This is a genomic window from Kribbella sp. NPDC056951, assembly GCF_042674205.1.
In the GTDB taxonomy this organism is placed as follows: Bacteria; Actinomycetota; Actinomycetes; order Propionibacteriales; family Kribbellaceae; genus Kribbella; species Kribbella yunnanensis.
Genome location: NZ_JBHUQZ010000018.1, coordinates 59401 through 72811, shown reverse-complemented (window position 1 = coordinate 72811; position 13411 = coordinate 59401). Strand labels below are relative to the sequence as shown.

Annotated in this window: 12 protein-coding genes; 3 read left to right on the top strand and 9 right to left on the bottom strand. The window is 67.5% G+C overall.

Annotated features, from left to right (window positions below; genetic code table 11):
* Positions 1–218: 218 nt before the first annotated feature.
* The 8 genes from ACFTSF_RS39175 to paaN all read right to left on the bottom strand — a co-directional run bounded on the left by ACFTSF_RS39175 (position 219) and on the right by paaN (position 9946).
* Positions 219–1841 (bottom strand): hypothetical protein, encoded by a 1623-nt coding sequence (locus ACFTSF_RS39175; RefSeq protein ID WP_380160388.1) that lies wholly within the window; start codon positions 1839–1841, stop codon positions 219–221.
* Between the two features lie 144 nt (positions 1842–1985).
* Complete coding sequence (locus ACFTSF_RS39170) at positions 1986–2846, bottom strand: carbohydrate ABC transporter permease (protein ID WP_380160514.1); 861 nt, start codon at positions 2844–2846, stop codon at positions 1986–1988.
* A 35-nt stretch (positions 2847–2881) separates the two neighbouring features.
* Entirely contained in the window at positions 2882–3781 is a 900-nt protein-coding gene (locus tag ACFTSF_RS39165; RefSeq protein WP_344162992.1) for a sugar ABC transporter permease, read from the bottom strand.
* 25 nt (positions 3782–3806) lie between these two features.
* On the bottom strand, positions 3807–5084 hold the full coding sequence (locus tag ACFTSF_RS39160; RefSeq protein WP_380160385.1) for an ABC transporter substrate-binding protein: 1278 nt from the start codon (positions 5082–5084) through the stop codon (positions 3807–3809).
* Between the two features lie 208 nt (positions 5085–5292).
* Positions 5293–6324: a zinc-dependent alcohol dehydrogenase family protein gene (locus ACFTSF_RS39155; protein WP_380160384.1), complete on the bottom strand. Its 1032-nt coding sequence runs from the start codon at positions 6322–6324 to the stop codon at positions 5293–5295.
* A gap of 61 nt (positions 6325–6385) precedes the next feature.
* Complete coding sequence (locus ACFTSF_RS39150) at positions 6386–6904, bottom strand: flavin reductase family protein (RefSeq protein WP_380160382.1); 519 nt, start codon at positions 6902–6904, stop codon at positions 6386–6388.
* On the bottom strand, positions 6901–8286 hold the full coding sequence (locus tag ACFTSF_RS39145; protein WP_380160380.1) for a serine hydrolase domain-containing protein: 1386 nt from the start codon (positions 8284–8286) through the stop codon (positions 6901–6903). Before ACFTSF_RS39145 ends, ACFTSF_RS39150 begins: the two co-directional genes overlap by 4 nt.
* Positions 8279–9946: a phenylacetic acid degradation protein PaaN gene (gene paaN, locus ACFTSF_RS39140; RefSeq protein WP_380160378.1), complete on the bottom strand. Its 1668-nt coding sequence runs from the start codon at positions 9944–9946 to the stop codon at positions 8279–8281. Before paaN ends, ACFTSF_RS39145 begins: the two co-directional genes overlap by 8 nt.
* A 75-nt stretch (positions 9947–10021) precedes the next feature.
* Here paaN and paaI point away from each other — a divergent pair, with 75 nt between their 5' ends.
* The 3 genes from paaI to paaK are packed head-to-tail and all read left to right on the top strand — an operon-like array spanning position 10022 to position 12953.
* Complete coding sequence (paaI, locus tag ACFTSF_RS39135; protein ID WP_380160376.1) at positions 10022–10444, top strand: hydroxyphenylacetyl-CoA thioesterase PaaI; 423 nt, start codon at positions 10022–10024, stop codon at positions 10442–10444.
* Entirely contained in the window at positions 10441–11646 is a 1206-nt protein-coding gene (gene pcaF / locus ACFTSF_RS39130; protein ID WP_380160374.1) for a 3-oxoadipyl-CoA thiolase, read from the top strand. Before paaI ends, pcaF begins: the two co-directional genes overlap by 4 nt.
* 11 nt (positions 11647–11657) lie before the next feature.
* Complete coding sequence (gene paaK, locus ACFTSF_RS39125) at positions 11658–12953, top strand: phenylacetate--CoA ligase PaaK (protein ID WP_380160373.1); 1296 nt, start codon at positions 11658–11660, stop codon at positions 12951–12953.
* A gap of 4 nt (positions 12954–12957) precedes the next feature.
* Here paaK and ACFTSF_RS39120 read toward each other — a convergent pair whose 3' ends face one another.
* Positions 12958–13407: an Lrp/AsnC family transcriptional regulator gene (locus ACFTSF_RS39120; protein WP_380160371.1), complete on the bottom strand. Its 450-nt coding sequence runs from the start codon at positions 13405–13407 to the stop codon at positions 12958–12960.
* Positions 13408–13411: the final 4 nt, after the last annotated feature.

Here is a 13411-nt window from a genome sequence, read left to right as displayed (position 1 = left end):
TGCACGCCCCGGCGAACGCGGTCGGGCGGAAGGGTGCGCGCAGCAGCCCAACCGGAGGTGGTTGCGGGTGGATGGGCGCGCGCTGCAGCTCCCAACCCGGAGGTGGATGTGCGCGCAGCAGCCTTCCGACCGGAGGTGATTGCGGGGCTGGGTGCGCGCCGCAGCAGCTCCTCCCAACGGACAGTTGGTGGCTGGCGCCGAAGGCTGCGTGTGTCGGGTCAGCGGGGGAGGATGAGGGTGTCGGTCAGTAGCTTGGCGGTTTTGCGGAGGGTGGCGGGGGACGACGCCAGGTCGGTGGCTAGGGAGTAGGGGGTTAGGGGTTCGCCGGGGCCTACCAGGCGGTGGCGGTGGGCTAGGAGCCAGACGATGGCTCGGGGCCAGGTGGAGAGGCGAGCCTTGGCCAGCAAGTCGGGAGCGTCGCGGACTAGGCGTTCGGCGATGTCGAAGGCGTCGGGGGCGTAGGCGGTGCCTAGGGTTTCGCCGGCCATGAGCCAGGCGTGGGGGGCTAGGACGGAGAGGGTGGCGGCTTGGGACTTGTCGAGGCCTTGGAGGTCTGGTTGGGGTGGGGAACCCAGACCGGAGAGGGCTCGGTAGGCGTCTTCCAGGTCGCTGGTGGTGTCGTCGAGGAAGACGCGTTCGCCGACGGGGTCGATGATGGCGGCGGCTTCCAGGGCTGGGGTCCAGACGTCTACGGCGTCGACGGCTTCTTCTACTACGTCCAGGGCCAGTTGGGTGCGGTCGCCGGCGTGGGCGAGCCAGGCTTTGACGACGGTGGGTACGGCGGCGAAGTAGGTGCTGTCAGCAAGGACCTTGCGGGGTAGCCAGTGGGCCAGGAAGAGCTCGACCAGTACGGCGCTCACTCGCAGCGGACCGCCGACTGTGTGGTCGACGGCGTGGTCGATCCAGAGGCGGACGATGTCGGCCGCGTCATCGGGGAGCTCACAAGCGAAGGTGGATTCGAGGAACTCGTCGACGAGTTGGTCGCGCTGGCGTCGGGACAGCAGGGGGCGGATCGGCGGCCGGATGGGGCGTTCGGGCAACTGGGTGAGGCGATTCACCAGCAGGGCCGAGAAGAACTCGAAGTCCTCGGTCACCGGCGGGTCGTCGTAGTCGTTGGTTTCGCCGAGTGCCTGCAGGATGATGCCGGCTGCGGTTGCGGGGCGGACGGTGCGGATCGTGACTCGGCCACCGCGTTGGTAGGCGTCCAGCACGCGGTCGACCGGTGGACCGACGAAGACGTCCTTCACGATGGCGCCGATGTTGTTGTCGATGAAGACGACGACGGTGTGTGGATGCTGCTCGTCGTCATAATCCAGTACGACGCTCAGTCCGTCGCCGGTGATGTCCTCGGAGACGATCGCGCTGGTCAGCCGGAAACCGGCGATCCGGGTCACCCAGTCGGGCACCTCGTCCTCGGTGCGTAACCGAGACAGATGCGCGCGTTGCAGCGGCAGCCGCCCAGCCGGTCCGACCGTGCGGGCGAGTGAGGTCAGTAGCTGGAAGGACTCGGGGTCACGCCGTTCGCCGAGCACGCGTGCGGCGTCGGCCCAGAAGAACCGCTCGACCTCACCGATCTCGTCCGGGCGTCCGGCCGGCCAGAGCTGGTCGGCGAGCATCGCGGCGGACCGGGCCACCGAGGCCTCGGCGATCACCGGGTGCAGACTGCGCGGGGCGGCGGCCAGGTCGAGGGTCAGCGTCTCCAGCAGGGTCTCGAGCACGGCGACACTCGGCGTCGTGTCGACGTCGACGCCGGCCGCGGGAGCCTGGGTGGGATCCGGGTTCGAATCGACGAGCCGCAGGTGGCTGCGCCGTCCGTCTCGCCCTCGGGGTGACTTGGTCACCTTCGTGAGATTACAGTCCACGCCTAACTCGCCGCAGGCCCATGCGCGCGTCCTGTGGACAACTATTGAGACACGCCGTGAGCACATGACAACGGCCCGTACATCCGAACGGGAAAGATGTACGGACCGTCACCACGAAACGACTCAGCCCTTCAGGGCTCCGGCCATCAGGCCGCCGATGAACCAGCGGCCGAGCACGATGTAGACGATCAGCGTCGGGAACGACGTGATCAGGGCGCCCGCCATACTGGCCGCGTAGTCGACCTTCTGCCCACCTGACAGCGCGGCGAGCCCGAGGGTCACCGGGCCGTTGTTCTGCTGGGTGAGGAACAACGCGAACAGGAAGTCGTTCCAGACCGAGGTGAACTGCCAGATCAGCGTCACCACGAAACCGGAGATCGAGATCGGCAGGATGATCCGGGCGTAGGTCTGGATCAGGCCGGCGCCGTCCACCCGGGCCGACTCGATGATCTCCGTCGGGACGATGGTCGCGTAGTAGTTGCGGAAGATCAGCGTGCAGATCGGGATGCCGTAGATGCAGTGCGCGATGATCAGCGTCGGCACTCCGCGGGTGACGTCCAGTTCGGTGAACGTCGTGCGCAGCGGCAGCATCACCGCCTGGTAGGGGATGAACATCCCGAACAGGATGAACGCGAACACCAGGTTCGCACCCGGGAACCGCCAGCGGGCCAGCACGAACCCGTTCGCGGAACCGATCATCGACGCGATGATCGCGGACGGGATCGCCAGCGTGAGCGAGCGGATCATGTAGGGCTGTAGGACGTCCCACGCCTTGCGCCACGGCTCCAGCGTCCAGGTCTGGGGCAGTGCCCACTGGTCGGCGGCCGTGGTGTCAGCAGAGGTCTTGAAGCTGGTGATGACCACGACGTAGACCGGCGTGAGCACGAACAGCAGGAACAGGATCAGCAGGATATAGCGCACGGTCCGGCTCTTGCGCGTGGAACCGTCCGCGATCACCCCGCGGCTCTTCGGCGTACGACGGATTGCCGCCGCGGCCGAACCGGTCGCATCTGCGGCGCTCACTCTTCTGCCTCCTGCCGAACGGTGTACGCGACGTACGGGATGACCAGTACTGCGACACACGCCAGCAGCACGATCGCGATCGCCGCCGCCTTGGCCTGGTCACTGCGTAACAAGGTGTTCCACATGTAGACCGCGGGGACTTCGGTGCGGAACTGGTTCGGCCCGGTGATCGCGTAGATCAGGTCGAACAGTTTCAGCGACATGTGCCCCAGGATGATCAGCGCCGACAGCGCGATCGGGGACAACTGCGGGAACAGCACGTGCCGGTAGAGCTTGAACTCCGAGGCGCCGTCCACCCGGGCTGCCTCGCGCAGCTCGTTCGGGATGCCGCGGAAGCCGGCCAGGAACAGCGCCATGATGTAGCCGGACAGCTGCCAGACCGCCGGGAGCGCGATCGATGCCATCGTGGTCCACCGGCTGCCGGCGGTCCACCACGGATTCTCCAGGAAGTTCAGATGCAGGATCCCGAAGAGCCGGTTCAGGCCGCGGGCGTCGTCGCCCTGGGACGGGTTCAGCAACCAGGCCCAGACCACGCCCGAGGCGATCATCGAGACCGCCATCGGGAACAGGAAGACCGACCGGAAGATGCTCTCGCCCGGGACGCCCTTCTCCAGCAGCAGGGCCCAGAGCAGGCCGAAGATCAGCGTGCCCACGATGAACGCCACCGTGAGCACGCCGAGGTTCTTCAGCGAGTTGAGGAACCGCTCCTCACCGAACAGATTCGCGTAGTTCTCGAAGCCGACGTAATCGGCCGGGCCCTTGCGGGCCGTGTGCCGATCGGTCAGCGACGTGTTGAACGACCACGCGATCAACCCGTAGACGAAGTACCCGAGCAGCAGCACGGTCGGCAACAGCACCAGGGCGCCAGGGCCCCAGGTCCGGATTCTTCCGTACATGCTCAGATCCCCAACTCGCTGTGCATCAGCTCGTCTTCATCGCGGTACCGAGTGCCGTCTGCAGCTTCGCGACGTCCTGGGCACCGCTGAACTGGCTCAGCGCGGACAGGATGTCGTTGTTCTGACCGGCGGAGCAGGCCGAGCCGTGGGCGCAGGAGCCCGCGATCTTGTCCTTCTTCCAGTCGGCCATCGCGACCTGCTGGTACTTCGGGTAGTCGGCCGCGTTGGCGTCCGAGCGGGCCGGGATCGAACCCTTCTTGGTGTTGAACGCCTTCTGGCCCTCGGCCGAGCCGACGGTCTTCAGCCAGCACTTGGTGCCTTCGGGGTTCTGCCCGTTCGTCGGCAGCGTGAAGGAGTCGGCCAGGAACTGGAACGTGCCCGCGGTACCCGGCGACGGCCAGTAGGTGTACGCCGAGTCCGGCACCTTGTCGGCGAGCTGCTGCGCGGCGACCCAGTCACCCATCAGCGTGTAGCCGGCCTGGCCCTTGTTCACGTACTGCAGCGCGTCCGGCCAGTCGATACCCTCGCGGTCGACGTTGGTGAAGCTCAGCAGCGTCTTGTACTTGTTCAGGGCGGCGGTCACGTTCGCACCGGCCCAGTCGGTCTTGCCGTCCCACAGACCGTTGAAGGTGTCCGTGCCCAGCTCGCCGAGCAGTACGGCCTCGACCAGCATCTCCTGGGCGAAGCCCTTGGAGACGGCCAGCGGCGCCTTGACCCCGGCGTTCTTCAGCTTGGTCAGGTCCGCGATCCAGGCGTCGACGTTCGCCGGTGCCTTGCTGCCGTCGATCTGCGCCTTCTTCAGGACCTCCGGGTTCGCCCACACCACGTTGGCGCGGTGGACGTTGGCCGGGATCGAGTAGATCTTGCCGTCGACCGTCAGCTGGTCGATCAGGTTCTGCGGGAAAGCCTTGTCCAGACCGAAGTCCTTGTACAGCCCGCTGACGTCGTCGACCTGACCGGCGTTGATGTAGTCCTTCAGCTCCGCCCCGGCGTGCGCCTGGAAGGTGGACGGCGGCTTACCCGCCTGCAGGTCGTTGGCCAGCACCTGCTTGGCGTTCGAACCGGCGCCGCCGGCAACCGCCGAGTTGACGAAGTTGTAGTCCTTGCAGTCGGTCTTGAACACCGACACCAGGCCGTCCAGACCGGCCTTCTCGCCGCCGTCGGCCCACCAGGTGAAGACGGTGACGTCCTTGCTGGCGGTGTTCCCGCTGCCACCGCCGTCGTCGCTGTTGCCACAGGCGCTGACAGCGAGAAGACCCGCCGCGCCCAGCACCGCGAAGGTCTTGCTCAGACCACCACGCATTTTCCACTCTCCGATCAAGCAGTTGTGGCGCCGCCGATGACAACGATGCCCCCTTGACACCGCCCCACTCTGGGCATCCCGAACCCCGGTGTCAACGCTGCGCGCGAGCGCGTTGCGCAACCGTCATCGCACCGCACAACTGCTGTGAGAGCGAGACCATACGAGCGGTTTCGCGCGTTTTTGTCGGTTATTGCGTGACCACAGAGCGTTATGGGCGGAGGAGAACCTTGATCGCCCGGCGCTCGTGCATCGCCTTGTAGCCGTCGGCCACCTCGGCCAGCGGTAGGTCCAGATCGAAGACCTTCCCGGGGTTGATCTCCCCGGCCAGTACGTCGGCCATCAGCTCCGGCAGGTAGGCCCGCACCGGCGCCATCCCACCGGCCAGCCCGACATTGCGCCGGAACATCGTCCCGATCGGGACCTCGACCCCGTGCGGTACGCCGACGAACCCGACCGTGGCCCCGGCCCGCGCCACGTCGAACGCGGTCTCCATCGACTGCCCGGTCCCGACACACTCCAGTACGGCGTCCGCCCCGACTCCACCGGTCAGTGCCAGTACGGCGTCCCGCGCCTCGTCACCGCGTTCCGAAATGATGTCCGTGGCACCGAACTCGACCGCCAACTGCTGCCGCGATTCGTGCCGCGACAGCGCGATCACCCGCTCGGCGCCCATCCGTGCCGCGGCCAGTACGCCGGACAGTCCCACCGCACCGTCGCCGACCACGACCACCGCGTCGCCGGCCTTCACCCGCGCGGACCGAGCCGCGTGCCAGCCGGTCCCCATCACGTCGGAAAGCGTTAGCAGCGACGGAATCATCGACTCGTCCGGCGGTTCCGGAGTCGCAACGAGCGTGCCATCGGCGTACGGGAGTTTCACGTACTCACCCTGACCGCCGTCGGCCTGTTTGCTGCCGTACCCGACCAGGTTCTCGCACGCGGTCTGGAACCCGGCCCGGCAATGCGCACACGTCCCGTCGCTGACCACGAACGGCGCGATCACGAAGTCCCCCGGCTTGACCGTCCGCACGTCGGCGCCGATCTCCTCGACGACTCCCACGAACTCATGCCCGATCCGGCTCCCCGGCCGAATCTTGTTCTCCCCCCGATACGGCCACAAGTCCGACCCACAGATGCACGAGGCAACAACCCGCACCAGCGCATCAGTCGGCCCATCGATCTTCGGGTCCGGCACCTCGGTCAGCTGGATGTCGTACGGCGCATGGATCGTGGTGGCTCGCATGTTGTCACTGAACCACACAAGGCGATCCGCACGGAACCACGCGCACAACCGGGGTGTCGAGTCAGAGGGTGGTGTAGCGGCCGCGGCGGTGGACGAGTGGGGGGATTTCGTCGGTGGCGAGTTCGACGTGGGCTATTTCGAGTTGGACTTGGAGGGCCCAGCCGATCTCGGGCGGGTCAGGAGTGACGAGGGTGCAGCCGGCCCAGGTGGAGACGCCTGCGGGGGCCGGGCCCCAGTCGGTGTCGGTCCAGTCGATCATGCGGAACGGGCCGCCGGGGGCGGGGGCGACGTAGCCGAAGGCGTCGGCGAGTTGTTGGTGCGGACCGCCGAGTAGCGACACCACGGCGGTCCTTGCCTTGTGCAACGTTTCCCAGAGGTCCGAGTCCGGGTCGATCAGGCCGATCACGAACCCGGGTTCGCCGTCGGCGATCAGCATCGACGAGACCGTCAGCCCCGCGCGCTTCCCGCCGTACGACGTCGTCCAGAGACCGACCGGTGACGGCAACCGCCCGCGCAGCCGGCGTACCGGACTGCGCTCGGACTCGGGCGGCAGAAACGGGTGGTCGCCGTGGATCGTCACTCCTGCACGGTAACCCGGGCGGGTAGGGCGAACCGGTCGATGGGGTGCATGAGCAGTCCGCTGGAACCGCGCACCGACTCCACAGCCCCGTCTGGATCAAACGTGAACCCGTAGGACTCGCCGTACGCGCCATACCCGGATCCACCGGTGACGCGCAGGCGGTCGCCGTCGGCTTCGAGCGGCTGCGGGTCGTCGGCGGGGTCCGTGTCGGTCGGGTCGATCGCGTACAGCCGACCGCCGAGGACGGTGATGTCCGTGACGCCCCACAGATTGGCGTAGCGGCCGACGAAGCGGTGCAGACCGGCCGCGTCCCCGCGATCCTTCGACGAGGCCAGGTCGATCAGCTTCAAACCGGCCTCGGCGAACTGCGCGGCCGGACCGTCGATGGCGTTGGTCAGCACCGAGATCGCCAGGCGACGCGAACCGTCGACGAAGGTCTTGGTGATGTGCCCCGGGTAGCCGCCGGCGTGCCCGAAGTAGTCCCGCTCACCGATCTTCGTCACCTGCAGACCGAGCCCGTACCGCACTCCGTCGTCCTTGCCCGCCTTCCACAGCGGATGCTGCATCTCACGCTTCGAGCGGTCGGACAGCAGCCGCTCATCACCGGGGAAGTGCGCGGAGAAGTACGTCACCAGGTCACGAGCGTTCCCGAAGAACCCGGTCGCGGACGCCAGCGCCCGGGTGTCCACATGCTCGATCGGCACCCGCGTCTCGGCGTACGAGAGCGCGCTGTGCCCGGCCGCGTATTCACCGAGCCGTGCCGCATCCAGCTCCGGACCGAGCCCGCTCAACCCGAGCTTGTCGACGATCCCGGTCTGCACGAACGCGTTGTACGACGTACCACTCGCAGCCTCGATGATGAGTCCGAGCAGGCCGTAGCCGATGTTCGAGTACTTGAAGCGGTCGTTCTCGGGCAACACCGCGGCACCCGAATCCCGCAGTACGGCGAGCAGCTGATCCCGATCGGGGAAGAGTGTCGCCAACTGCCACCAGTCCGCCGCGCCGCTGTCTCGCGTCACCCCACCGGAGTGCGCGAGCAACTCGCGGACCGTGCGCTCACCGAGCGGCGTACCGACCAACTCGGTCACGTGCTGCGCGGCCGCGTCGTCGAGCCGCACGCGGCCCTGTTCGACCAGCTGGAAGATTGCCGTCGCGGTGAAAGTCTTCGAGTGCGAGGCGATCCGGAACAGGTGGGACTCGGTCAGCGGTACGGCGTTCTCGACGTCGGCCAGGCCGTACGCCGCGGAGAAGGCGATCCCGTCCGCGGCGTGGACAGCAGTCTGAACTCCAGGCACCCGCTGGTAGCGCTGGTTGAACGCCAGCCAGCGGTCGTAGTAGGTGAGAGCTTCGCGAAGGTTGGCGGCATCCAAAGCGTCAGGCATGACGCCTAGACTGAATGACCCGGAAGCGGCTCGCAACGTATGCGCCGTCGGTATAGGTCGAATTCGCCGCCGGGTTGGCCCCAGTGCCGTGAAAATCACTGAACGCAGCCGACTGGTTCACAAACACGGGACCGGTCAGGTTCTCCGACAGCGCGACCCCTGCGTCGAGCGCGGCCTCGCGGGCCTGGTCGAGGACACCGGCATCGGTCGAGTAGATGCCCGCGGTCATCGCGCCACCCTCGGTGACGGTCTGCCGGAACAGCTCGATCGACTCCGCGGTGTCCGCCGTCTTCACCAGGAACGACACCGGCCCGAAGCACTCGCGCCCGTACACATCGGTGTCCTTGGCCTCGAGCGCGACCAGCAGCGGCGTGCGAACCACCGCGTCCGGGAAGGCCGGGTGCTTGATCGCCCGCGACTCCAGTACGACGTCGCCGTACTCGCCGGCCAGGTCGAGGCGGCTGATCACGGCGTTGTTGACGATGCCACCGAGGATCTCGACCGCGCGGGCGTCGTCGCCGAGCAGCTTGCCCATCGCACCGGCGATCCCGGCGCCGACCTCCTCGAACGACTTGTGTCCCTCGTCCGTCTCGATACCGCCGGCCGGGATGAAGAGGTTCTGGGTGGTGGTGCACATCTGGCCGGAGTACAGGGCGAGCGTGAAGGCCAGGTTCCCGGTCAGCGCCTTGAAGGCGTCGGTGGAGTCGATGATGACTGCGTTCACGCCGGCCTTCTCGGTGAAGACACTCGCCTGGGTGGCGTTCTGCTCAAGCCAGTCGCCGAACTCGCTGCCCCCGGTGAAGTCGATCAGCTTCACCTCGGGCCGGGTGGCCAGCGGCTTGGCCAGGCCGTCGCCGGCCTTCTCGACGGCCAGAGTGACCAGGTTCGGGTCGAAACCGGCCTCGCCGAGCACCTCGCGGCAGACCTCGACGGTGATCGCCAGCGGCAGCACCGCGAGCGGGTGCGGCTTCACCACGACCGCGTTGCCGGTGACGAGCGAGGCGAACAGGCCGGGCCAGGAGTTCCAGGTCGGGAAGGTGTTGCAGCCGATCACCAGCGCGACGCCGCGGCCGGTGACGGTGAAGTTCTTCTGCATCCGGATCGGGTCGCCCTTGGCCGGCTTCTCCCAGAGCGCCTCGGCCGGGTAGCGGCTCATCTCCTCATGCGCGTAGGCGACCGCCTCCAGCGCGCGGTCCAGCGCGTGCGCGCCACCGGCCTGGAACGCCATCACGAACGCCTGGCCGCTGGTGTGCTGCACGGCATTGGCCAGCTCGAACACCCGCTTGTGCAGCCGGTCCAGAATCTCCAGTACGACTCCGGTCCGGCCGTCGACCCCGGCGTTGCGCCAGGCGGTCAGTCCCTTGCGCGACGCCTCGATCAACTCATCCAGACCGGACTCGACAGTCCGCGGGTACGACACGTCGAGCTTGATCCCGAACGGCGACTCCTCGGTGATCACGGTGCCGCGGGAGCCGGGGGTCTCCACGGCGAACGTCGTACCGAGGTGGGCCTCGAAGGCGGCCTGGCCGTCGGCTGCCGCCGTCTCGCCGTACACCCGCGGGCTGGGGGACTCCGGGAACGCGGAGTGGTAGCCGCGACTGCGGATCGCGGTCAGAGCGGCGTCGAGACGGTCACGATGAGCAGCCAGCAGATCGGTCATGCTGGCGATGTTACAGTCAGAGGCATTATCGGGGCTAGAGTGTCACAAACCCCCGTCCCGAAGGGGCAATTACGCATGGGCGACTTGGCGAACCGCGTGGCGGCGGCGATGTGGGCGGAAGACACCGCCAGCGCCGGCCTGGGTATGCGCCTCGTCGCGGTCGGGGACGGTACGGCGTCGGTCGAGATGCCGGTCCGCGACGACATGGTGAACGGGCACGGGATCGCCCATGGCGGCTTCGTGTTCAGCCTGGCCGACTCCGCGTTCGCGTTCGCCTGCAACTCCCGGAACCAGGTCACCGTCGCGCAGGCCTGCGACATCGTCTTCGTCGCGCCCGCCCACCGCGGCGACCTGCTCGTCGCCGAGGCGGCCGAGCGCACCACCTTCGGCCGGAACGCGATCTACGACGTGACGGTCCGCCGCGGCGACGAAATCATCGCCGAGTTCCGCGGCCGCAGCCGCCAGTTGTCGGGAACAATCCTTGAGGAGCAGTCATGACGCGCGAGGCGTTCTTGGTCGACGGAGTCCGGACCCCGATCGGCCGGTACGGCGGTGCGCTGGCCGGCGTTCGCCCGGATGATCTGGCCGCGCACGCGATCCGGTCCCTGCTGGCCAGACACTCGACTCTCGACCCGGCGCTGATCGACGATGTCGTGCTCGGCTGTGCGAACCAGGCCGGTGAGGACAACCGCAACGTAGCCCGGATGGCCGTCCTGCTCGCGGGTCTCCCGGTCGAGGTTCCCGGTACGACGATCAACCGGCTCTGCGGGTCGGGTCTCGACGCGATGGCGTATGCCGCTCGATCGATCATTGCCGGAGACAACGACGTACTGATCGCCGGTGGCGTCGAGTCGATGTCGCGGGCACCTTTTGTGATGCCCAAGGCAACGACTGCGTTCTCCCGGCAGGCCGAGGTGTTCGACACCACGATCGGCTGGCGATTCGTGAACCCGGCACTGCAGGCGCAGTACGGGATCGACTCGATGCCGGAGACGGCGGAGAACGTTGCCGCTGACTACAACATCTCGCGTGAAGACCAGGACCTGTTCGCGCTGCGCAGTCAGCAGCGCGCAGCCAAGGCCCAGGCGAACGGTCGGTTGGCCGAGGAGATCGTGCCGGTCGAGATCCCGGGCAAGCGCGGTGCGGTGACCGTCGTCGACACCGACGAGCACCCGCGCGAGACCACCCTCGAAGCCCTGGCTGGACTCAGAACGCCGTTCCGTGACGGCGGTACGGTTACCGCGGGCAACGCGTCCGGCGTGAACGACGGCGCGGCCGCCCTGCTCGTGATGAGCGGCGACATGGTCTCGCGGCTCGGTGTTACTCCGCTGGCGCGGATCGTCGGTACCGCGACGGCCGGCGTACCGCCTCGGATCATGGGCATCGGACCCGCGCCGGCCACCCGCAAACTTCTCGCGCGAACCGGTGTCGCACTGTCCGATATCGGCGCGATCGAACTGAACGAGGCCTTCGCGTCGCAGTCGCTCGCCGTCCTACGCGAACTCGGCCTCCCCGACGATGCCGAGCACGTCAACCCGAACGGCGGCGCCATCGCCCTCGGCCACCCCCTGGGGATGTCCGGCGCCCGCCTCGCGCTCACCGCCGCCCTGGAGCTTCGCCACCGCGACGCCGGGTACGCGCTCGCCACCATGTGTATCGGCGTCGGGCAAGGCATCGCGACCTTGCTGGCTCGTCCCTAGGAGTACTGAAGATGCTCGGTGATGCGTGTCCCGAGGAGTTGCTGGATCCAGGTGAGCGACTGTCGGTCGACGAGCTCCGGTCCCGGCAATTGTCGTTGCTGCAGGCAACGGTACGGCGGTGCTACGAGAACGTGCCGCATTACCGGTCAGCGTTGGACGAGGTCGGATTCGCGCTCGGTGATCTGCAGGAGTTGTCCGATCTGAGCCGACTGCCATTCACCGGCAAGAAGGATCTGCGGGACAACTATCCGTTCGGCATGTTCGCCGTACCGCAGTCCCAGGTTGCGCGAGTGCACGCCTCGTCCGGGACGACCGGCCAGCCGACCGTCGTCGGGTACACGCAGCAGGACATCGACACCTGGGCGGACCTGATGGCTCGCTCGATCCGCGCGGCCGGCGGCCGGGCCGGCGACATCTGTCATGTTGCCTATGGCTACGGCCTGTTCACCGGTGGGCTTGGCGCCCATTACGGCGCCGAGCGACTGGGCTGCACCGTCGTACCGGTCTCGGGTGGGATGACCGAGCGGCAGGTCGACCTGATCCGCGACTTCGGCGCGCGCATCATCATGGTCACCCCGTCGTACTTCCTCGCGATCATCGACGAGATGGAACGTCGCGGCCTCGACCCGCGTGACACCCAACTGCGTATCGGCATCTTCGGCGCCGAACCGTGGACCGAGCAGATGCGCACCGAGGTCGAGCAACGCACCGGCATGCACGCGGTCGACATCTACGGCCTGTCTGAGGTGATGGGCCCGGGCGTCGCGCAGGAATGTGTCGAGTCCAAGGACGGTCTGCACATCTGGGAGGACCACTTCTATCCCGAGATCATCGACCCGGTCACCGGCGAGGTCCTCCCCGACGGCTCCGAAGGCGAACTCGTCTTCACCACCCTCACCAAACAGGCCTTCCCCGTCATCCGCTACCGCACCCGCGACCTGACCCGCCTGCTCCCCGGTACGGCGCGCCCGGGCATGCGCCGGATGGAGAAGATCACCGGCCGCACCGACGACATGATGATCGTCCGCGGCGTGAACGTCTTCCCGACCCAGATCGAAGAACAGATCCTCGAGGTCGACGGCCTCACCCCGCACTACCTCTGCGTCCTCACCCGCCCGGGCCGCCTGGACGAACTCACCGTCCAGGTCGAGGCCGCCCCCGGACTCACCGACCGGGGCGCCGCGGCCGCCGTACTGTCTCGTCGCATCAAGGACCGCATCGGCGTCACCGCTACCGTCGAGGTTCTCGACCCGCACGCCCTGGAACGCTCGCTGGGCAAGGCGAAACGCATCAAAGACAACCGCTGACCCTCTACAGCGGGAGGACCGTGGTTCGGTGGTGGTGCTCGAAGACCACCGAGCTGCGGATGTCGGCAATCTCCTGGCGTTTGGCGAGGTCGAGGACGAGGTCGCGGAGTGCCTGGGCGTCTCGGACAGCGACGTGCGCGAGGAAGTCGGAGGCGCCGGAGACCATGAACATGTCGAGGGTCTGCGGGAGTTGCATCACGTAGTCCTGGAACGCGGTGGCGACGGCCATCGCCTGCGGGCGCAGTTTGATCGAGATGATCGCCTGCATGGCGCGGTCGATCGCCTTCAGGTCGACCGCGGCGTGGTAGCCGCTGATCACCCCGCGCTCGCGCAGTGAACGGATCCGCTCCAGGCAGGTGGACGGGGCGATGCCGAGCTCGGCCGCCATCTCGCGGTTGGTGCGCCGGGCATCGTTCTGCAGGATCCGCAGCAACGCCGTATCAAGTTCGTCCATGAGC